General features: G+C 61.8%; 18 protein-coding genes. 13 read left to right on the top strand and 5 right to left on the bottom strand.

Features of this window, described 5'->3' with window-relative positions:
- The first annotated feature begins 77 nt into the window (after positions 1–77).
- The gene (locus C8K66_RS12980; RefSeq protein ID WP_079444260.1) at positions 78–941 is read left to right on the top strand and encodes an MBL fold metallo-hydrolase; all 864 of its coding nucleotides are present in this window, start codon (positions 78–80) and stop codon (positions 939–941) included.
- Positions 942–972: 31 nt separating this feature from the next.
- Here the strand turns inward: C8K66_RS12980 and C8K66_RS12975 are convergent, their stop codons facing one another.
- Positions 973–2,592, bottom strand: a complete 1,620-nt coding sequence (locus C8K66_RS12975) for a methyl-accepting chemotaxis protein (RefSeq protein ID WP_371928139.1) — start codon at positions 2,590–2,592, stop codon at positions 973–975.
- A 418-nt stretch (positions 2,593–3,010) separates the two neighbouring features.
- Positions 3,011–3,493, bottom strand: a complete 483-nt coding sequence (locus tag C8K66_RS12970; RefSeq protein ID WP_017847498.1) for an Lrp/AsnC family transcriptional regulator — start codon at positions 3,491–3,493, stop codon at positions 3,011–3,013.
- Between the two features lie 195 nt (positions 3,494–3,688).
- Between C8K66_RS12970 and C8K66_RS12965 the strand changes: the two genes are divergently transcribed.
- From C8K66_RS12965 to C8K66_RS12945, 5 genes are all read left to right on the top strand, one after another.
- Positions 3,689–4,924, top strand: a complete 1,236-nt coding sequence (locus tag C8K66_RS12965) for a 3-methyl-2-oxobutanoate dehydrogenase (2-methylpropanoyl-transferring) subunit alpha (protein ID WP_046487271.1) — start codon at positions 3,689–3,691, stop codon at positions 4,922–4,924.
- A 1-nt stretch (position 4,925) separates the two neighbouring features.
- Positions 4,926–5,984, top strand: a complete 1,059-nt coding sequence (locus C8K66_RS12960) for an alpha-ketoacid dehydrogenase subunit beta (protein ID WP_017847500.1) — start codon at positions 4,926–4,928, stop codon at positions 5,982–5,984.
- A complete protein-coding gene (locus tag C8K66_RS12955) occupies positions 5,985–7,253 on the top strand; it encodes a dihydrolipoamide acetyltransferase family protein (RefSeq protein WP_017847501.1) in 1,269 nt (422 codons plus the stop codon).
- Positions 7,254–7,257: 4 nt separating this feature from the next.
- A complete protein-coding gene (lpdA, locus tag C8K66_RS12950) occupies positions 7,258–8,637 on the top strand; it encodes a dihydrolipoyl dehydrogenase (RefSeq protein ID WP_046487274.1) in 1,380 nt (459 codons plus the stop codon).
- Between the two features lie 205 nt (positions 8,638–8,842).
- Complete coding sequence (locus C8K66_RS12945; RefSeq protein WP_017847503.1) at positions 8,843–9,862, top strand: branched-chain amino acid aminotransferase; 1,020 nt, start codon at positions 8,843–8,845, stop codon at positions 9,860–9,862.
- 129 nt (positions 9,863–9,991) lie between these two features.
- On the opposite strand, the gene C8K66_RS12940 is transcribed toward C8K66_RS12945, so the two are convergent.
- The gene (locus C8K66_RS12940) at positions 9,992–10,885 is read right to left on the bottom strand and encodes a GNAT family acetyltransferase (protein WP_017847504.1); all 894 of its coding nucleotides are present in this window, start codon (positions 10,883–10,885) and stop codon (positions 9,992–9,994) included.
- Positions 10,886–11,135: 250 nt separating this feature from the next.
- Between C8K66_RS12940 and ctlX the strand changes: the two genes are divergently transcribed.
- The 7 genes from ctlX to C8K66_RS12905 all read left to right on the top strand — a co-directional run bounded on the left by ctlX (position 11,136) and on the right by C8K66_RS12905 (position 17,023).
- Positions 11,136–12,062 (top strand): citrulline utilization hydrolase CtlX, encoded by a 927-nt coding sequence (gene ctlX / locus C8K66_RS12935; protein ID WP_057005600.1) that lies wholly within the window; start codon positions 11,136–11,138, stop codon positions 12,060–12,062.
- A gap of 16 nt (positions 12,063–12,078) precedes the next feature.
- The gene (locus C8K66_RS12930) at positions 12,079–13,125 is read left to right on the top strand and encodes an ornithine cyclodeaminase (protein WP_108525025.1); all 1,047 of its coding nucleotides are present in this window, start codon (positions 12,079–12,081) and stop codon (positions 13,123–13,125) included.
- Between the two features lie 254 nt (positions 13,126–13,379).
- The gene (locus C8K66_RS12925; RefSeq protein WP_046382800.1) at positions 13,380–14,159 is read left to right on the top strand and encodes an ABC transporter substrate-binding protein; all 780 of its coding nucleotides are present in this window, start codon (positions 13,380–13,382) and stop codon (positions 14,157–14,159) included.
- Between the two features lie 106 nt (positions 14,160–14,265).
- Positions 14,266–14,967, top strand: a complete 702-nt coding sequence (locus C8K66_RS12920; RefSeq protein WP_057005601.1) for an ABC transporter permease — start codon at positions 14,266–14,268, stop codon at positions 14,965–14,967.
- Positions 14,964–15,677, top strand: a complete 714-nt coding sequence (locus tag C8K66_RS12915; protein WP_108525023.1) for an ABC transporter permease — start codon at positions 14,964–14,966, stop codon at positions 15,675–15,677. The genes C8K66_RS12920 and C8K66_RS12915 overlap by 4 nt, the downstream gene beginning before the upstream one ends.
- Positions 15,678–15,680: 3 nt before the next feature.
- Positions 15,681–16,520, top strand: a complete 840-nt coding sequence (locus C8K66_RS12910; RefSeq protein ID WP_057005602.1) for an ABC transporter ATP-binding protein — start codon at positions 15,681–15,683, stop codon at positions 16,518–16,520.
- Between the two features lie 5 nt (positions 16,521–16,525).
- Entirely contained in the window at positions 16,526–17,023 is a 498-nt protein-coding gene (locus tag C8K66_RS12905; protein WP_029296543.1) for an Lrp/AsnC family transcriptional regulator, read from the top strand.
- A 928-nt stretch (positions 17,024–17,951) separates the two neighbouring features.
- Here C8K66_RS12905 and C8K66_RS12900 read toward each other — a convergent pair.
- Both C8K66_RS12900 and C8K66_RS12895 read right to left on the bottom strand, forming a co-directional pair.
- The gene (locus tag C8K66_RS12900; RefSeq protein WP_108525021.1) at positions 17,952–19,289 is read right to left on the bottom strand and encodes a lysine N(6)-hydroxylase/L-ornithine N(5)-oxygenase family protein; all 1,338 of its coding nucleotides are present in this window, start codon (positions 19,287–19,289) and stop codon (positions 17,952–17,954) included.
- Between the two features lie 119 nt (positions 19,290–19,408).
- Entirely contained in the window at positions 19,409–19,891 is a 483-nt protein-coding gene (locus tag C8K66_RS12895; protein WP_017847509.1) for a sigma-70 family RNA polymerase sigma factor, read from the bottom strand.
- Positions 19,892–20,003 lie beyond the last annotated feature (112 nt).

Raw genomic sequence — 20,003 nt, 5'->3', positions numbered from 1 at the left:
TTTTCCCTTAATCTGCCAAGCCCATGTGGGACACATCGCGAATGTAACCCGCAGCCCGCCACCAAGGACCGCCGCCCATGCCCGCGTTGATTCAGGCTTTTCTGGACGAGGCATCGTCGACCTACACCTATGTGGTGCATGAGGCCGACGATGGCCCCTGCGCCATCGTCGACTCGGTGCTCAATTACGACCCGGCCTCCGGGCGCACCGACACACGCCAGGCCGACAAGGTGATTGCCTACGTGCGCGAACATCGCTTGCAGGTGCAATGGCTGCTGGAAACCCACGCCCATGCCGACCATCTGTCCGCCGCGCCTTACCTGCGCCGGACGTTGGGCGGCAAGATCGCCATTGGCCAGGCCATCAGCAAGGTGCAGCACGTGTTCAAGCACCTGTTCAACCTGGAGCCGGAATTTCACGTCGACGGTTCGCAGTTCGACCACCTGTTTGCCCCGGATGAAATCTTCCCTATCGGCAACTTGAAGGCCCAGGCCTTGCACGTGCCCGGCCACACCCCGGCGGACATGGCCTACCTGATCGACGATCAACTGATCCTGGTCGGCGACACCCTGTTCATGCCCGACGTCGGCACCGCCCGCTGCGACTTCCCCGGTGGCGATGCACACCAGCTGTATGCGTCGATGCGCAAGCTCCTGGCCTTCCCGCCGCAGACGCGACTGTACGTATGCCACGACTACCCGCCACAAGGCCGTGAGGCCCGGTGCCAGACCACCGTGGCCGAGCAGCGCGCGGGCAATATCCATGTGCATGACGGGGTGGATGAAGCGGCGTTTGTGCAGATGCGGACCCAGCGCGATGCCGGGCTGGGGATGCCGACACTGCTGCTGCCGGCGATCCAGGTGAATGTGCGGGCGGGGAATCTGCCGCCGCCCGAAGAGAATGGGGTGGTGTACCTGAAGATCCCGCTCAATCAGCTCTGAACGCGCTCAACCGGCCACCTGCGTCGCGGGTTCACGCGATGGAGAACTGCGCCACAATCTGCTTGAGATCCATCGCCAGCTTCGACAGTTCGTGGCTGGCAATCGACGTTTGCCCGGCGGCCGACGAACTCTGGATCGACAGGTCGCGAATGCTGATCAGGTTCTGGTCGACGGAGCGCGCCACATGCGCCTGTTCTTCGGAGGCCGTCGCGATCAACTGGTTCCGGTCGTTGATGTCGGCAATCGCTTCGGTGATCTGGGTGATGGCCTGGCCTGCTTCGTGGGCGATTTTCAGGGAGTCCACCGCTTCGCTGCGGTTCATGGTCATCGACGACACCGCCTCGTTGGAACAGACCTGGATCTTCGCGATCATCTGCTCGATTTCCTGGGTCGAGGTCTGGGTCCGGTGAGCCAGCGCCCGCACTTCATCGGCCACCACCGCAAACCCTCGGCCTTGCTCGCCAGCCCGCGCCGCTTCGATGGCGGCGTTCAGCGCCAGCAGGTTGGTCTGTTCGGCAATCGAGCGGATCACTTCCACCACCCGTGCGATGTCCTGGGCCTGCTTGGCCAGGCCTTCGACTTCCATACCGGTCTGCTGCACGGTGGCGCTGAGTTTTTCAATCGACGCGATGGTCTGGGTCACACGCTCCTGGCCGATTTGGGCCGAGCGTTGGGAGTCCTGGGTCGACTGGGAGGCCGAGACGGCATTGCGCGCGACTTCTTCCACCGCCGCGGTCATCTCATTGACCGCCGTGGCGGCCTGGTCGGTTTCCATGCTCTGGCGCTCGATACCGGCGCTGGACTCACGGGTAATCGAACTCATCTCTTCGGCAGCCGAGGCCAACTGCCCGGAGGCTTCGGAGATATGCTGCAAAGTGGTTTTGAGGTTCATCTGCATCGCGGCAGTCGATTGTTGCAGCTCCGTCAGCTCATCCTTGCCGTTGACGGCGATGGCCACGCGCAGATCACCGTCGGCGATCTTGGAGGTCGACACCAGCAACTCACGCACTGGGGTAATGATACTGCGGGTAAACAGACTCGCGACGACCACGGTCAACAGCACTGAAGCGCCCATCAGCACCCAGGTAAACAGACGAGTCGCGTTGTATTCGCTGGAGGCGATCCGCACCGCCTCATTGGAGCCGCGCCCGTTCAGGGTGATCAGGTCGTTGATCGAGTCCTGCGCCTTGAGGGCGACGGGGGCTTGCACGTCGCTCAGATAAGCGGCGATCTGCGCGGAGGAGCCTGTGGTAGAGAGTGTCAGAAACTCGTCGATCTTCTGGTTGTAAGTGCCAATACTGCTCATGACTTCGTCATATTTGGCCTGTTCCTCGGGACTCGACACCATGGAAGCGTAGCTCTGGGCGATCTTCATCAACTCCGATCGGACACTTTGAAGGCTATCCCGTGAACTTTGATCCTGCCGGGCACTGTCCATGGCAAAACGGCGCAACTCCAGACGCAACTTAAACAGGGCTGAATCGATTCTTCCGGCCAGGCGAATACTGGGCAGCCAGTTGTTTTCAATCTCAACGGTTGAAGAATAGACGGAATCGACTTTTACCAGCGTCATGCCCCCTTGTATTAACAGCAGAATGCAAACCACTCCGAAACAAAGGGTGGTACGTAGATTCAATTTCAGGGATCTCATAGACATCTCGATTCACCTTTTACGTGGACTTGTTAGTTAGGTGGCTTATAGCAACTAATTTGTTTAATAACGCGTGAAAAATTCGTGAGAGATCAAGGAAATTTTTATGATGCAAGAAAAAAAACCGTTCTTTTTAATTACTTAGCTAAACAACAAAACTCATCCAGCCTGAAGCCCAAAGCGCGTTGGAAGTCAATCGGCCCAGGCGGCAATATTTAGAATACGAAGTTAGATTAAAGTCGTAGGGTACACGGCACCTTGGCGGCTGAGTCTCCATGACTTGTCCGGCCACTTGAATGGGGAACGTAGCCGATACAATAGAGCGCTCAGGTAAAACATACATTGACAGGTGTCAATACTAAAAAGCGCGCGCCAATAAAGAGCAATGCATGAGTTGCGTTGCGCCGCGAACCTTGTCTCAGACCATCAATCCATCCGGCGGCAGTGGCAACGCGGTCTTATAGCGCACTTGTTTAAGAGCGAAGCTGGAGCGGATATTGGCAACACCTGGCACTTTGGTCAGAAAGTCCATCATGAAACGCTCCAGCGACTGGATCGTCGGCACCAACACACGGATCAAATAGTCCGGGTCGCCGGCCATCAAGTAGCACTCCATCACCTCGGGCCGGTCGGAAATCGCCCCTTCGAATTGCTGCAAGGCCAGTTCGTTCTGCTTTTCCAGGCTGACATGGATAAACACGTTGACGTGCAGCCCCAGCAGGTCGGCATCGAGCAAGGTTACCTGGTCGCGAATCAGGCCCAGTTCCTCCATCGCCTTGACCCGATTGAAACACGGCGTAGGCGACAGGTTGACCGAGCGGGCGAGGTCGGCGTTGGTGATGCGCGCATTCTCCTGCAGGGCGTTGAGAATGCCGATATCGGTACGGTCCAGTTTGCGCATGAGACAAAATCACCTGTTTATTATGTTTATGCAGTTTTTTTATCCGCAAATGAGCCCGAGCGCAACGAAACACAGATAAATATTCTTCTACGCCCCGCCTATGATTGTTGTAGGACAAGATTTCTCCTACCCGGAGGATGACGGTCAGCTAGCGCGCCCACTACAAGAAATTCACAAGATCGAGCGTAGAAAGCCATGAACCAGCCGTATGCACCACTGCGCCTGCACGTTCCCGAACCCTCGGGCCGCCCAGGCTGCAAGACTGACTTTACCTACCTGCGTCTGACCGACGCCGGCCTGGTGCGCAAACCCAGCATCGACGTAGAACCCGCCGACACCGCCGATTTGGCCAAGGGCCTGATCCGCGTGCTCGACGACCAGGGCCAGGCCCTCGGTCCGTGGGCTGAAGACGTGCCTGTCGAGATCCTGCGCCGGGGCATGCGCGCCATGCTCAAGACGCGCATCTTCGACAACCGCATGGTGGTCGCCCAGCGTCAGAAGAAAATGTCGTTCTACATGCAGAGCCTCGGCGAAGAAGCCATCGGCAGCGCCCAGGCCCTGGCCCTGAACATCGACGACATGTGCTTCCCCACCTATCGCCAGCAAAGCATCCTGATGGCCCGCGACGTGCCGCTGGTGGACCTGATCTGCCAACTGCTGTCCAACGAGCACGACCCGCTCAAGGGCCGGCAACTGCCGATCATGTATTCGGTGAAAGACGCTGGCTTCTTCACCATTTCCGGCAACCTTGCCACCCAATTCGTACAAGCCGTGGGCTGGGGCATGGCCTCGGCGATCAAGGGCGATACAAAGATCGCCTCGGCCTGGATCGGCGACGGCGCCACTGCCGAATCGGACTTCCACACCGCCCTCACCTTCGCCCACGTCTATCGCGCGCCGGTGATTCTCAACGTGGTCAACAACCAGTGGGCCATCTCCACCTTCCAGGCCATCGCTGGCGGTGAAGCCACCACCTTCGCCGGACGCGGCGTCGGTTGCGGCATCGCCTCGCTGCGCGTGGACGGCAACGACTTCATCGCGGTGTACGCCGCTTCCGCCTGGGCCGCCGAACGCGCGCGGCGCAACCTCGGCCCGACCCTGATCGAATGGGTCACCTACCGCGCCGGCCCGCACTCCACGTCGGATGATCCCTCCAAATACCGCCCCGCCGATGACTGGAGCCACTTCCCGTTGGGCGACCCGATTGCGCGCCTCAAACAGCACCTGATCAAGACTGGCCAGTGGTCCGAAGAGGAACACGCGGCGGTCAGTGCCGAACTTGAAGCCGAAGTGGTCAAGGCGCAAAAAGAAGCCGAACAGTACGGCACCCTCGCCGGCGGCCAGATTCCAAGCGCCGCGACCATGTTCGAAGACGTTTACAAAGAGATGCCGGAGCACTTGAAGCGCCAGCGTCAAGAGTTGGGGGTCTGACATGAACGATCACAACAACAGCATCGAATTGGAAACCGCCATGACCACCACCACCATGACCATGATCCAGGCCCTGCGCTCGGCCATGGACGTGATGCTTGAGCGTGACGACAACGTAGTGGTGTTCGGCCAGGACGTTGGCTATTTCGGCGGCGTATTCCGTTGCACCGAAGGCTTGCAGAACAAGTACGGCAGTTCGCGGGTGTTTGACGCGCCGATCTCCGAAAGCGGCATCGTCGGCGTGGCGGTGGGCATGGGCGCCTACGGCCTGCGCCCGGTGGCGGAAATCCAGTTCGCCGACTACGTCTACCCAGCCAGCGACCAGATCATCTCCGAAGCGGCACGCCTGCGTTATCGCTCGGCCGGCCAGTTCACCGCGCCGTTGACCCTGCGCATGCCCTGCGGCGGCGGCATCTACGGCGGCCAGACCCACAGCCAGAGTATCGAAGCGGTGTTCACCCAGGTCTGCGGCCTGCGCACGGTGATGCCGTCCAACCCCTATGACGCCAAGGGCCTGTTGATCGCCTCGATCGAAAACGACGACCCGGTGATCTTCCTCGAGCCCAAGCGCCTGTACAACGGCCCGTTCGACGGCCACCACGACCGCCCGGTAACGCCGTGGTCGAAACACCCGCAGGCGCAAGTGCCGGACGGTTACTACAGCGTGCCGCTGGACGTGGCCGCGATCGTGCGTCCGGGTTCGGCCGTCACCGTGCTGACCTACGGCACCACCGTGTACGTGTCGCAAGTCGCCGCCGAAGAAACCGGTATCGACGCCGAAGTTATCGACCTGCGCAGCCTGTGGCCGCTGGACCTGGAAACCATCGTCAACTCGGTGAAAAAGACCGGCCGTTGCGTGGTGGTGCATGAAGCCACCCGCACCTGCGGCTTTGGCGCCGAGCTGGTGGCGCTGGTGCAGGAACATTGCTTCCACCACCTGGAAGCGCCGATCGAACGCGTCACCGGTTGGGACACCCCCTACCCGCACGCGCAGGAATGGGCGTATTTCCCAGGGCCGTCCCGTGTGGGCGCGGCGTTGAAACGGGTCATGGAGGTCTGAATGGGCACGCACGTTATCAAGATGCCGGACATTGGCGAAGGCATCGCAGAAGTTGAACTCTCGGCCTGGCATGTGAAGGTCGGCGACCTGGTCGTCGAAGACCAGGTGCTGGCGGATGTGATGACCGACAAGGCGATGGTGGACATTCCCTCGCCGGTCCACGGCAAGGTACTTGCCCTCGGCGGCGAGCCGGGTGAAGTCATGGCCGTGGGCAGTGTGCTGATCAGCATCGAAGTGGAAGGCGCGGGCAATACCAAAGACGTGCCGATGACGGCTGAACCGGCCAAGGCGGCGCCTGCGCCGGTAGCGCAAAGCAAGCCGGCCCCAGCGGTAGAAAGCACACTGGCACTCAAACCGTCCGTCGCGCCCCAGGCCCCCGTGGCCCGCGATGCCAACGAGCGTCCGCTGGCCTCCCCCGCCGTGCGCAAGCATGCGCTGGATGCAGGCATTCCCCTGCGCCTGGTGCAGGGGTCCGGTCCGGCGGGCCGGATTCTGCACGAAGATTTGGACGCTTACTTGCTCCAGAGTCCGGCGAAAAAAACTACGGCCGCCAACCCCTACGCCGAACGCAACGACGAAGAACAGATCCCGGTGATCGGCATGCGCCGCAAAATCGCCCAGCGCATGCAGGACGCCACCCGGCGCGCCGCGCATTTCAGCTATGTGGAAGAGATCGACGTCACCGCCCTCGACGAACTGCGCGTACACCTCAATGAAAAACACGGTGCGACACGCGGCAAGCTGACGCTGCTGCCGTTCATCGTGCGCGCCATGGTCGTGGCGTTACGCGATTTCCCACAGATCAACGCACGTTACGACGACGAAGCCCAGGTCATCACCCGCCTCGGTGCGGTGCATGTGGGCGTCGCCACCCAGAGCGATGTGGGCCTGATGGTGCCGGTGGTGCGCCACGCCGAAGCACGCAGCCTGTGGGGCAATGCCGAGGAAATCGCGCGTTTGGCCAACGCCGCGCGCACTGGCAAGGCCAACCGCGACGAACTGTCGGGGTCGACCATCACCCTGACCAGCCTCGGCGCCTTGGGCGGCATCGTCAGCACGCCGGTGCTGAACCTGCCGGAAGTGGCCATCGTCGGCGTCAACCGCATCGTCGAGCGGCCGATGGTGATCAAGGGCCAGATCGTGATCCGCAAGATGATGAACCTCTCCAGCTCGTTCGATCACCGCGTGGTCGACGGCATGGACGCGGCGCAATTCATCCAGGCCATTCGCGGCCTGCTCGAACAACCCGCCAGCCTGTTCCTGGAGTAAGGGCATGACTCAGACATTGCACACCACCCTGCTGATCATCGGCGGCGGCCCTGGCGGTTATGTGGCGGCGATCCGCGCCGGCCAGCTGGGCATCCCGACCATCCTCGTGGAAGGCCAGGCGCTGGGCGGCACCTGCCTGAATATCGGCTGCATCCCGTCCAAGGCCTTGATCCACGTGGCCGAACAGTTCCAGCAGACCGTACACCACAGCCAGGGCTCCCAACTGGGCATCGAAGTGGATGTGCCGACCCTGGACATCCGCAAAAGCGTGGCTTGGAAAGACGCCATCGTCGACCGCCTGACCAGCGGGGTTGCCGCGCTGCTGAAGAAACACAAGGTGCAGGTCATCCACGGGTGGGCCCAGGTGGTGGACGGCAAGACCGTCGACGTCGACGGCCAGCGTATCCAGTGCGAACACCTGCTGCTGGCCACCGGCTCGAAAAGCGTCAACCTGCCGATGCTGCCGATCGGCGGGCCGATCATCTCGTCCACCGAAGCGCTGGCGCCGACCCGCGTGCCCAAGCGCCTGATTGTGGTGGGTGGCGGTTATATCGGCCTGGAACTGGGGATTGCCTACCGCAAGCTGGGCGCCGAAGTCAGCGTGGTCGAAGCGCAGGAGCGTATCCTGCCGGCCTACGACGCCGAGCTGACCCAGCCGGTGGCCGAGTCGCTCAAGCAATTGGGTGTGAAGCTGTACCTCAAGCACAGCGTCACCGGCTTTGAGCACAACCGCCTGCAAGTGCGCGACCCGAAGGGCGACACCGTGTCGCTGGAGACCGATCAGGTGCTGGTCGCCGTCGGTCGCACCCCCAACACCCGGGGCTGGAACCTCGAAGCGCTGGACCTGGAGATGCACGGCGCGGCGGTCAGGATCGACCACCGCTGCCAGACCAGCATGCGCAATGTGTGGGCCATCGGCGACCTCAGCGGCGAGCCAATGCTCGCGCACCGGGCCATGGCCCAGGGCGAAATGGTCGCCGAACTGATCAGCGGTCAACACCGCGAATTCAACCCGGCGGCGATCCCGGCCGTGTGCTTTACCGACCCGGAGTTGGTGGTGGTCGGCAAGTCGCCCGACGAGGCCAAGGCGGCGGGGCTGGACTGCATCGTGTCGAGCTTCCCGTTCGCGGCCAATGGCCGGGCCATGACCCTGGAGTCGAAAAGCGGCTTCGTGCGGGTAGTGGCGCGGCGTGACAATCATCTGATTGTCGGCTGGCAGGCGGTTGGCGTCGGCGTGTCCGAGCTGTCCACCGCCTTTGGGCTGAGCCTGGAAATGGGCGCGCGCCTGGAAGACGTGGCCGGCACCATCCACGCCCACCCGACCCTAGGCGAAGCCGTCCAGGAAGCCGCCCTACGAGCGCTGGGCCACCCCCTCCACCTGTAAAAAACGCCCCCCCCCGTGGAAGCGGGCTTTTGTGGGAGGGGGCTTGCCCCCGATAGCGGTGGGCCAGTCAACGCATGTGCCGACTGGCGCGCCCTCATCGGGGGCAAGCCCCCTCCCACAAAAGCCCGCTCCCACATGAAGCAAGAATGCAGTATTGTTGCGCCCATTCAGAAAAAAACCGACTTGACCAGAGATAGAGGGTGTCATGGGTAACGAAAGCATCAATTGGGACAAGCTGGGTTTTGACTACATCAAGACCGACAAGCGGTTTATCCAGACCTGGAAAAACGGCGAGTGGCAAGCGGGCACCCTGACCGAAGACAACGTGCTGCACATCAGCGAGGGCTCCACCGCCCTGCACTACGGCCAACAGTGCTTTGAAGGCCTCAAGGCCTATCGCTGCAAGGACGGCTCGATCAACCTGTTCCGCCCGGACCAGAACGCCGCGCGCATGCAGCGCAGTTGCGGTCGCCTGTTGATGCCGCAAGTGCCGACCGAAGCCTTCATCGACGCCTGCAAGCAAGTGGTTCGTGCCAACGAGCGGTTCATCCCGCCGTATGGCAGCGGCGGCGCGCTGTACCTGCGCCCGTTCGTGATCGGCACCGGTGACAACATCGGCGTGCGTACCGCGCCGGAGTTCATCTTCTCGGTGTTCGCGATCCCGGTCGGCGCCTACTTCAAGGGCGGCCTGGTGCCGCACAACTTCCAGATCTCCGGCTACGACCGCGCCGCGCCACACGGCACCGGCGCCGCCAAGGTCGGTGGCAACTACGCCGCCAGCCTGCTGCCAGGTTCCGAAGCGAAAAAAGCCGGCTTCGCCGACAGCATCTACCTGGACCCGGCCACGCACTCGAAGATCGAGGAAGTCGGTTCGGCCAACTTCTTCGGGATCACCCGAGACAACAAGTTCATCACGCCGAAGTCGCCTTCGGTACTGCCAGGCATCACCCGCATGTCGCTGATCGAACTGGCCAAGACCCGCCTGGGCCTGGAAGTGGTCGAAGGCGAAGTGTTCATCGACCAACTGGATATCTTCCAGGAAGCCGGTGCCTGCGGGACGGCTGCCGTGATCTCGCCGATCGGCGGCATCGAGTACCAGGGCAAACTGCACGTGTTCTACAGCGAGACCGAAGTCGGCCCGATCACCCAGAAGCTCTATAAAGAGCTGACCGGCGTGCAATCTGGCGACGTCGAAGCGCCAGAAGGCTGGATCGTCAAGGTCTAACCCCGCCACACCGCAATACCCTGTAGGAGGGGGCTTGCCCCCGATAGCGGAGTGTCAGTCACGGGAGGTATCGACTGACCCACCGTCATCGGGGGCAAGCCCCCTCCCACATTTGATCTGCGATCATTCTCAGGATTGAGTCGGAATATTTTCCACCATCTTCTTGCCCATGCTGATCCTCGGCTCCACCCCGTACCCCAACGCCTCGTAGAACCCCACCACCGTGTCATTGCCGCCGGTGATCTGCAGGTTGATCTTCATACACCCCAAGGCGCTCAAGGCCTGCTCCGCATGCCGCACCAGCGACGCACCCAGCCCTTGCCGGCGATAGTCGGCGCGCACCGCCACCGAATACAACCAACCACGATGCCCGTCGTACCCCGCCAGAACAGTACCGATCACGACGTTCTTATCCGTCGCCACAAAGAACAGCCCGTCATTGACCGCCAGCTTCTTATCGATCGCCAGGGTCGGCAGGTTGTGCGCGGTGTCATAACCAAAAGCGTCCTGCCACAACGTAACCACCTGCGCCCGGTGCAGACGGTCGCGGTAGACGCCGATGGGGTGGCGCGACGACAGCGCTTTCTCCATCACCAACGTGCGCTCGTTGCCATGGTAGACGTCGCGCACGGTGTGAAAGCCCAGTTTGGTATAGAACGACTCGGCGCTCAGCGAAGACGGCACGTTCAACACCGTCACCCCGGCCTCACGGGCGCGCAATTCGATTTCGATCATCAGCAGCCGACCGATGCCCTGCCCTTGCAGCGCCGGGTTGACGAACACCGAGCGCACCACATTACCGTCAAGGGAAGCGGTGGCGACGATCACTTCGTCCTGAACCGCCACCAGCACCGACCGACGCCGGAGCAGTTCGAGCACCGCATCGGGTGTGAAGTTGCCCGCCACCCGGGCGATCACATCCGCCGGATAGTCACGCGCATTGCTGCTGTGCAAGGCGGCGAGGATGACCCGGCTGATCCCATCTGCATCGGCGGCCTGGGCAATACGAACGGCGATAGACATGCACTCTCCTTCCTGACTCGGATACCACAACCACCTCCATACTAATGTGGGAGCTGGCTTGCCTGCGATAGCGCTCCGTCAGCCAACCTATCCACCACCGCTTGATCGCATTCCAGCCCGCACAGCCGATTCGGCTGCCACACCCCACTTTTCAGCTTTCCCGGCTGAGCGCCGCCTCGGTTTCAGCCGGGATTCCTCCGTCAACCCGCACAAAATAGCTCCACTGCTCAACCCATGGATTCGTGCCCCCATGCAAACCACCAACACCGTCCTGATGATTCGCCCGGCGCGCTTTGCCTTCAACCCGGACACCGCGATCAACAACCGTTTCCAACGCCAGCCCCTCGACCCGCTCGACGCACAGCACAAAGCGCTGGAAGAGTTCGACGGCTATGTCGACACCCTGCGCCGGCATGGCGTCGAAGTCCTGGTCGTGCAGGACACCCCGGCACCGCACACCCCCGACTCGATCTTCCCCAACAACTGGTGGAGCAGCCACGCCGACGGCAGCCTGGTGCTCTACCCGATGGAAGGCCAGAACCGCCGATTGGAGCGCAACAAGGGCGTGCTGCACGTCCTCGAACAGCGTTTTGCAATCAAGGACACCATTGACCTCAGCCATCTCGAACAACAGAACATCTTCCTCGAAGGCACCGGCAGCATGGTGCTCGACCGCCAGCACCGGATCAGCTACGCCTGCCACTCCGGGCGCACCCACCACGACGCTCTGCGCCAGTTCGCCGAACGCCTCGACTACCAGCTCTGCGTGTTCCACGCCGTCGACCGCCACCACGCGCCGATCTACCACAGCAACGTGATGATGAGCGTCGGCCGCAACCTCTCGGTGGTGTGCCTGCAAGCCCTGCCGGACGCCGAAGAGCGCCAGGCCCTGGAGCATTCCCTGCGCGACACCGGCAAGGACATCCTCGCCCTCGATTTCGACCAGTTGGAAGCCTTCGCCGGCAACATGCTCGAAGTCCACGACCGCGACGGCCAGCCGCTGCTGGTGATGTCCGCCAGCGCCTGGAACGCCCTGCAACCCGCGCAGCGCCGGCATGTGGAACGCCACACGCGGCCGGTGGTGGTGAACATCGACAACATCGAACGCATCGGCGGCGGCAGTGCCCGCTGCATGCTCGCGGAAGTGCATCTGCCCGCCCGCGCCACCTTCCAATAACGACAGGAGCCACTCCATGACCCGCTATATCGACGTCAACGACCTCAGCTACCTGGTCTCGCAAAAAGGCCTGCAAACCTGCATCACCGAGATGGCCGAGTACATCCGCGCCGACTACCTGCGCTGGCAGGATTTCGAGAAATGTGCGCGCCTGGCCAATCACTCGCCGGAGGGCGTGATCGAACTGATGCCGGTGTCCGACGCGTCGCTGTATGCCTTCAAATACGTCAACGGCCACCCGAAAAACACCCAGGCCGGCATGCTCACCGTGATGGCCTTCGGCGCCTTGGGTGACGTGGACACCGGCCGGCCGCTGCTGCTGGCGGAAATGACCCTGACCACCGCGATTCGCACCGCCGCCACCTCGGCCCTGGTCGCACGCTACCTGGCCCGGGACAACAGCCGCAGCATGGCGCTGATCGGCAACGGTTCGCAAAGCGAATTCCAGGCCCTGGCCTTCCACACCCTGCTGGGCATCAATGAAATCCGCCTGTTCGACATCGACGCCAGGGCCACCGCCAAGCTGGCGGCCAACCTCAAGGCGTTCCCGGCAATCAAGGTGATCCTGGCCGCCAGCGTGGCCGAAGCGGTGAAAGGCGCGGACATCGTCACCACCGTCACCGCCGACAAGGCCTACGCGACCATCCTCACCGACGAGATGATCGAACCCGGCATGCACCTCAACGCCGTGGGCGGCGATTGCCCGGGCAAGACCGAACTGGACCGACGCATCGTCGAGCGTGCGCGGGTGATCGTCGAATACGAACCGCAGAGCCGCATCGAAGGTGAAATCCAGCACATACCGGCCGATTCGCCGGTCACCGAACTGTGGCAAGTGATCAACGGCCAGGCGCCCGGCCGCGAGAATGCGCGCCAGGTCACCCTGTTCGATTCGGTGGGTTTTGCCATCGAAGACTATTCGGCGCTGCGCTACGTGCTGGACGTGGCCAAGGCGCTGGACGTCGGCAGCGAACTGGAACTGGTGCCCGACCTGGCCGACCCGAAAGACCTGTTCGCACGCCTGGCCCAACCTCCGCGCGTACAGCACAAAAAGCGCGCCTGAAACCGCTCTGGCCTGCCGCTTTGCGCCGAGGGCAGGCCAGAACCGCGACGATCAAAAGCCGATTCAGCGGGTGCCGCAGCCGATTCCGCTGCATTGCCTGTTTTAACAGCGCAATTCGCGCTTTGAGCACGGGGTAAACGACACAAAAAACGCACCACCTTGAAGCATTCTGAGCGCGACCGAAGAGTCAGCAAATGAATGCGCGCTGCTCCTTTGACTGCCCTGACATCAATTACAAAATATAGGGACTCCACATGACGCCACTCCGCTCATTGTTCGCTGCGTTGCTATTGCCGCTGTGCGCCAGCGCCGCCCACGCCCAAGACTGGAAAGAAATCCGCTTCGGCGTATTCCCCGAATACCCACCCTTCGAGTCCGTCGCCGCCGATGGCAGCCTGCAAGGCTTCGATATCGAGCTGGGCAACGCGATCTGCGCCAAGCTCGAAGTCAAATGCACCTGGGTGCATAACGAATTCGACGGCATGATCCCCGCCCTGCGCGCGCGCAAGTTCGACGCGATCATGTCCTCCATGGCCGTGACCCCGGCGCGGGAAAAACAGATCGACTTCACCGACCGCCTGTTCCTCAGCCCCACCTCGGTGATCACCCGCAAGAACGCCGACTTCGGCGACACGCCGGAATCCCTCAAGGGTAAACAAGTCGGCGTGCTGCAGGGCTCGTTGCAGGAAGCCTACGCCCGCGCGCACCTGGCCAAGCTCGGCGCCCAGATCAAGGCGTACCAGTCCCAGGACCAGAACTACGCCGACCTGCAAAACGGCCGCCTCGACGCCACCCTGACCGACAAACTCGAAGCCCAGCTCAACTTCCTGTCCAAGCCCGAAGGCGCCGACTTCAAGACCGGCCCGGCCTTCAAGGACCCGACGCTGCCCCTGGACATCGCCATGGGCCTGCGCAAGAACGACCAGGAACTGCGCGCGCTGATCAACAAGGGCATCGCCGCCGTCCAGGCCGATGGCACTTACGCCCAGATCCAGAAGAAGTATTTCGGCGATCAAGACATCTACAACGAGTAAGCCAACACCGCCCCTGTGAGAGAAGACTTGTGTGGGAGGGGGCAATCCCCCTCCCCCAAAAGCCCGCTCCCCCAGGGGTCTGTCTGCGCCCTTTAGAGATCTCCCCATGAACGAATTCCTCAACCTGCAGGGCTACGGCCCGATGCTCGCCCAGGGCGCCTGGATGACGGTCAAGCTGGCGTTCCTCGCACTGGCCCTGAGCCTTGGCCTGGGCCTGATCGCCGCTGGCGCCAAACTCTCCAGCGTCAAACTGCTGCGGGTGCCGGCCACGCTCTACACCACGCTGATTCGCAGCGTGCCGGACCTGGTGCTGATCCTGCTGATTTTCTACAGCCTGCAACTGTGGCTGAACGACCTGACCGAAGCCTTCGGCTGGAACTACTTTGAAATCGACCCGTTTACCGCCGGGGTGGTCACCCTGGGGTTTATCTACGGCGCCTATTTCACCGAAAACTTTCGCGGCGCGATCCTCAGCGTGCCGGCCGGTCAACTGGAAGCCGCGACCGCCTATGGCCTGAGCCGCTGGCAGCGCTTTCGCCTGGTGCTGTTCCCGCAGTTGATGCGCTTCGCCCTGCCGGGGCTGGGCAATAACTGGCTGGTGTTGCTCAAGTCCACGGCGCTGGTGTCGATCATCGGCCTGTCCGACCTGGTCAAAGCCGCACAGAACGCCGGCAAGACCACCAACGAGCCGCTGTACTTCCTGATCCTCGCGGGCCTGGTGTACCTGGTGATCACCACCCTCTCCAACCGCATCTTCAAGCGCCTCGAACGGCGCTACAACCTCGGCATCAAGGGGATGGCGCGATGATCGAACTGTTCCAGCAATACGGCCTGGCCTACCTGTACAGCGACGGCGCGGGTGTGTCCGGGGTGGCGATGACCCTGTGGTTGTTCATCATCTCGGTGCTGTTCGGGTTTTTCCTGTCGATCCCCCTGGCGATCGCCCGCGTCTCGGAACACGCCTGGCTGCGCTGGCCGGTGGAGGTATACACCTACCTGTTTCGCGGCACGCCGCTGTATATCCAACTGTTGATTTGCTACACCGGGCTGTACAGCCTGGAGGTGGTGCAGGACAACGCCCTGCTCAACCAGTTCTTTCGCAACGCGTTGAACTGCACGCTGCTGGCGTTCGTCCTCAACACCTGTGCCTACACTGTGGAAATCTTCGCCGGGGCGATCCGCAACATTCCCCATGGCGAAATCGAAGCGGCACGCGCCTATGGCCTGCACGGCTGGCGACTGAACCTGTTTGTGGTGGTGTCCGCCGCGCTGCGCCGTGCGTTGCCGGCCTACAGCAATGAAATGATCCTGATGCTGCACGCCACGTCGCTGGCGTTTACCGCCACCGTCGCCGACATCCTCAAGGTGGCCCGCGATGCGAATGCCGAGACGTTCCTGACGTTCCAGGCCTTCGGTATCGCCGCGCTGCTCTACATGCTGCTGTCCTTTGCACTGGTGGGCCTGTTTCGACTGGCCGAACGTCGCTGGATGCGTTTTCTTGTTCCTACCCGAGGCTAACCCATGAATCAGTCCGCGCAGGCCCTGGCCACTTATCCCGTCGAGACACCCGCAGCCCCTATCGCCAAGGCGGCGACGGCGGCGGTCAAACTGCAAGTCGAAGGCATCCACAAACGCTACGGCGAACATGAAGTGCTCAAGGGCGTTTCCCTCAACGCACGCAACGGCGATGTGATCAGCCTGATCGGCGCCAGCGGCTCGGGCAAAAGCACGATGCTGCGCTGCATCAACTTTCTCGAACAGCCGGACGCCGGGGTCATCACCCTGGACGGCATCAGCATCGAAATGCGCCAGGGCCGCGCCGGCACCCGCGCACCGCACCAGGCGCAACTGCAGAACCTGCGCACACGCCTGGCCATGGTGTTCCAGCATTTCAACCTGTGGAGCCACATGACCGTACTGGAAAACATCACCATGGCCCCGCGTCGGGTGTTGGGCGTGAGTGCGGCCGAGGCGGAACGACGTGCGCGGCTGTACCTGGACAAGGTCGGCTTGCCGGGCCGGGTGGCGGATCAATACCCGGCGTTTCTGTCCGGCGGCCAGCAGCAGCGCGTCGCCATCGCCCGCGCCTTGGCGATGGAACCGGAAATCATTCTGTTCGACGAACCGACCTCCGCCTTGGACCCTGAGCTTGTAGGAGAAGTCCTCAAAGTCATACAGACGTTGGCTGAGGAAGGTCGTACCATGTTGATGGTCACCCACGAAATGGGCTTTGCCCGCCAGGTGTCCAGCCAAGTGCTGTTTTTGCACCAGGGCCGCGTCGAAGAACAAGGCGGTGCCGAAATTCTCGACCATCCCAACAGCGAACGCTTGCAGCAATTTCTTTCCAACCGCTTGAAGTGAAACCCATGGATACCAAGGCCAACGGACCCCATTCCTCCCCTGCGCTGGATCGCATCGATGAGGCGATCATCGACGTGCTGCGGCATCAGGGGCGTATCACCTACGAGAAGCTCTCGTCGCTGGTGCATCTGACCCCCAGGCCCTGCCTGGAACGGGTGCGCAAGCTCGAACGGCGCGGGGTGATCCGCGGGTACGGGGCGATCATCGACGTGCAGATGGTCTCACCGGGGCTGTCGCTGCTGGTGCTGGTGGCCTTGTCCAACCAGAGCGGGCGCTCGGCGCAAAAGGCCTTCGAAGCCTGCGTCAAAGCCTGCCCGCAGGTGTTCGAATGCCAGTTGATCAGCGGGCCGTTCGACTACAGCCTGCGCATGCGTTGCCGGGATATGGAACATTACCGAGTGCTGACGGAGACCTGGTTGAACAACGATGAGTTGCACATCGACAAATTGGTGGCCCACCCCGAACTCGCGGTAGTCAAAAACACCGCCACCGAACTGGCCTGATCCCCAGACACCGAAGATCAAATGTGGGAGGGGGCTTGCCCCCGATTGCAATTTGTCAGCTACAAATTAGTTGACTGATACACCGCCATCGGGGGCAAGCCCCCTCCCACATTTGGATCTCCGTGGATCAGATAGGGCTCATTCTGCTCTTGGGTTCGGCCTTATAGCCGACCACATCCGGGAAGCCGAACGCGGTCGAGATTGTGGGAGGAGGCAAGCCCCCTCCCACATTTGGATCTCCGTGGATCAGATAGGGCTCATTCTGCTCTTGGCCGCGGCCTTATAGCCGACCACATCCTGGAAGCCGAACGCGGTCAAGAGTGTGGGAGGGGGCTTGCCCCCGATTGCAATCTGTCAGCTACAAATTAGTTGACTGACACACCGCCATCGGGGGCAAGCCCCCTCCCACATTTGGATCTCCGTGGATCAGGTAGGGCTCATTCTGCTCTTGGGCGCGGCCTTATAGCCGACCACATCCTGGAAGCCGAACGCGGTCAAAAGTGTGGGAGGGGGCTTGCCCCCGATTGCAATCTGTCAGCTACAAATTAGTTGACTGATACACCGCCATCGGGGGCAAGCCCCCTCCCACATTTGGATCTCCGTGGATCAGATAGGGCTCATTCTGCTCTTGGGCGCGGCCTTATTAGCCGACCACATCCTGGAAGCCGAACGCGGTCGAGATTGTGGGAGGGGGCTTGCCCCCTCCCACATTTGGATCTCCGTGGATCAGATAGGGCTCATTCTGCTCTTGGCCGCGGCCTTATAGCCGACCACATCCTGGAAGCCGAATGCGGTCAAGAGTGTGGGAGGGGGCTTGCCCCCGATTGCAATCTGTCAGCTACAAATTAGTTGACTGATACACCGCCATCGGGGGCAAGCCCCCTCCCACATTTTCTACCCCGCCTCCAAAAGTCGCTACAAGCGTTCATCAGCTCGCCGTAGCAAGCAGCAAATCCTGCACCGAACGCCCCTGCCCACGGTGGCGATCATGCGCGTACAACGATGCGGCAATCTCATCCGCCCGGATCGGCAGCACCGACAGCAAGGTATCGCTCAACCCATGGCTGGCCTGGCTGAAACCCTGGATGTAGATGCCGGCCTTGCACCGCTCATCCGTCACGATGCGGTAATCACGGCTGACTTCGAAATCGCTCATATAGGCCTGCAGCGGCGCCAGCAACTCGCGATGCATCTGGCGCTCGTAGCCGGTGGCCAGGATCACCGCGTCGTAATGGCTGACGCTGGTTTCGCCGTTGGCGTTATTGCGCAGGGTCAACTCGATGCCCAACGGACCGGCGCTGACGTTCTCGACTACGGTCATGGTGCGGAAGGCCTGGCGCGCGGTGCCGGAGACTTTCTGGCGATAGAAGATGCCATAGATGCGCTCGATCAACTCCAGGTCAACCACCGAATAGTTGGTGTTCTGGTACTCGGCGATCAGCCGCTCACGCTCGGCGCCGACCTGCTGGAACACCAGGTCGGTAAAGGCCGGCGAAAACACTTCGTTGACGAACGGGCTGTCATCCGCCGGTTTCAGCGCCGAGCCGCGGAGGATCATATCGACTTGTACCGCCGGGAAGCCGTCGTTCAAATCGATGAACGCTTCGGCCGCGCTCTGGCCGCCGCCGATCACCGCGATACGCATCGCCTTGCCCTGCACGCAAGGCTGCTGGGCCATGCGCGCCAGGTACTGGGAATGGTGGAACACGCGGGGGTCATCCCTGAACGCCTTGAACACGTCGGGCACGCGCGGCGTGCCGCCAGCGCTGACCACCACCGAACGGGTGGTGCGGACATGCTGTTCACCCAACGCATCGCGGGAAATCACGCGCAGTGCTTCAACCTGCTGCTGATGCAGGATCGGTTCGATGGCCAGCACTTCCTCGCCGTAGCGGCTCTGGGCCTGGAACTGCCCGGCGACCCAGCGCAGGTAGTCGTTGAACTCCATGCGGCACGGATAGAACGTGCCAAGGTTGATGAAATCGACCAGACGGTTGTGGGCTTTCAGGTAGTTGACGAAGGAATATGGGCTGGTGGGGTTGCGCAGGGTCACCAAGTCCTTGAGGAACGAAATCTGCAGTTCGCTCTGGGTCACCAGGGTATTGCCGTGCCAACGGTAGTCGGCCTGCTTGTCGAGAAACAGCACGTCCAGTTTGCCCTGGGTCTTTTCGCGCTCCTGCAGGGCGATGGCCAGCGCCAGGTTCGAAGGGCCGAAACCGATACCGATCAAGTCGTGAACCGCGGGCGAAGCAATTGCCTGTGTCATTCCAGTGTCCTCTGGATAAGCCCCTTGGCGGTGGGGCGGGAATACCTTCACGACCTGCACAACAGGTCATGTGTTGATAGGAAACGAGGACAATGAATTAAAATTTAACCACTCGACGCTCAGGGTGCGTCCCACTCGCGCATCCGCACCCGGCAGTGCTTCATCGCATTGACGATGTGTTTTTCCACCAGGCTGCGGGAAATCCCCAGGCGCTCGGCAATCTGCGCGTGGGACAGGCCGTCGAGCTTGCGCAGCAGGAAGCTGTCGCGGCAGACCGCCGGCAACTCGGCCAAGGCGCGTTCGAGCATCTGCAAGCGCTGAGTGTGATCGTGGGTGGCGTGGGGCGAAGCGTTGGCGAAGCGCTCTTCGGCGTCCAGCACCTCCAGCGGCTCGACCTGACGCAAGGCGTTGCGTCGATGGCCGTCGATCACCAGGTTCAGCGCGGTACGGTACAAAAAGGCGCGGGGCTGGTCGATGGGGGTGTCACTGGCGCGTTCCAGCACCCGCACATAAGCGTCATGCACCACATCTTCGGCCACCTGGCGGTTGCCCAGCTTGGCGTTGAGGAAACACACCAGCTCGCGATAGTAGTTTTCCAACATGACTCCCGACCACCTGACGGCGGTATTAGGTCCTTGAATGCTTAAAAAGACAGCCCATGAGTGATGGCAGTTTGGGTAAGTGCAATTTATAGTAATTCTCATCTACTTTTAA

The organism is Pseudomonas sp. GV105, from assembly GCF_003058185.1.
In the GTDB taxonomy this organism is placed as follows: Bacteria; Pseudomonadota; Gammaproteobacteria; order Pseudomonadales; family Pseudomonadaceae; genus Aquipseudomonas; species Aquipseudomonas veronii.
This window is presented reverse-complemented; position numbering and strand designations above follow the sequence as displayed.

Excerpts from the sequence above, each read along its gene's own strand:
- C8K66_RS12970 (WP_017847498.1), bottom strand. The coding sequence starts at position 3,493 with ATGCGCAAACTGGACCGTACCGATATCGGCATTCTCAACGCCCTGCAG.
- C8K66_RS12965 (WP_046487271.1), top strand. The coding sequence starts at position 3,689 with ATGAACCAGCCGTATGCACCACTGCGCCTGCACGTTCCCGAACCCTCG.
- C8K66_RS12975 (WP_371928139.1), bottom strand. The coding sequence starts at position 2,592 with ATGAGATCCCTGAAATTGAATCTACGTACCACCCTTTGTTTCGGAGTG.
- C8K66_RS12900 (WP_108525021.1), bottom strand. The coding sequence starts at position 19,289 with ATGACACAGGCAATTGCTTCGCCCGCGGTTCACGACTTGATCGGTATC.
- C8K66_RS12955 (WP_017847501.1), top strand. The coding sequence starts at position 5,985 with ATGGGCACGCACGTTATCAAGATGCCGGACATTGGCGAAGGCATCGCA.
- C8K66_RS12895 (WP_017847509.1), bottom strand. The coding sequence starts at position 19,891 with ATGTTGGAAAACTACTATCGCGAGCTGGTGTGTTTCCTCAACGCCAAG.
- C8K66_RS12980 (WP_079444260.1), top strand. The coding sequence starts at position 78 with ATGCCCGCGTTGATTCAGGCTTTTCTGGACGAGGCATCGTCGACCTAC.
- lpdA (WP_046487274.1), top strand. The coding sequence starts at position 7,258 with ATGACTCAGACATTGCACACCACCCTGCTGATCATCGGCGGCGGCCCT.
- C8K66_RS12915 (WP_108525023.1), top strand. The coding sequence starts at position 14,964 with ATGATCGAACTGTTCCAGCAATACGGCCTGGCCTACCTGTACAGCGAC.
- C8K66_RS12905 (WP_029296543.1), top strand. The coding sequence starts at position 16,526 with ATGGATACCAAGGCCAACGGACCCCATTCCTCCCCTGCGCTGGATCGC.
- C8K66_RS12930 (WP_108525025.1), top strand. The coding sequence starts at position 12,079 with ATGACCCGCTATATCGACGTCAACGACCTCAGCTACCTGGTCTCGCAA.
- C8K66_RS12945 (WP_017847503.1), top strand. The coding sequence starts at position 8,843 with ATGGGTAACGAAAGCATCAATTGGGACAAGCTGGGTTTTGACTACATC.
- ctlX (WP_057005600.1), top strand. The coding sequence starts at position 11,136 with ATGCAAACCACCAACACCGTCCTGATGATTCGCCCGGCGCGCTTTGCC.
- C8K66_RS12920 (WP_057005601.1), top strand. The coding sequence starts at position 14,266 with ATGAACGAATTCCTCAACCTGCAGGGCTACGGCCCGATGCTCGCCCAG.
- C8K66_RS12960 (WP_017847500.1), top strand. The coding sequence starts at position 4,926 with ATGAACGATCACAACAACAGCATCGAATTGGAAACCGCCATGACCACC.
- C8K66_RS12925 (WP_046382800.1), top strand. The coding sequence starts at position 13,380 with ATGACGCCACTCCGCTCATTGTTCGCTGCGTTGCTATTGCCGCTGTGC.
- C8K66_RS12910 (WP_057005602.1), top strand. The coding sequence starts at position 15,681 with ATGAATCAGTCCGCGCAGGCCCTGGCCACTTATCCCGTCGAGACACCC.
- C8K66_RS12940 (WP_017847504.1), bottom strand. The coding sequence starts at position 10,885 with ATGTCTATCGCCGTTCGTATTGCCCAGGCCGCCGATGCAGATGGGATC.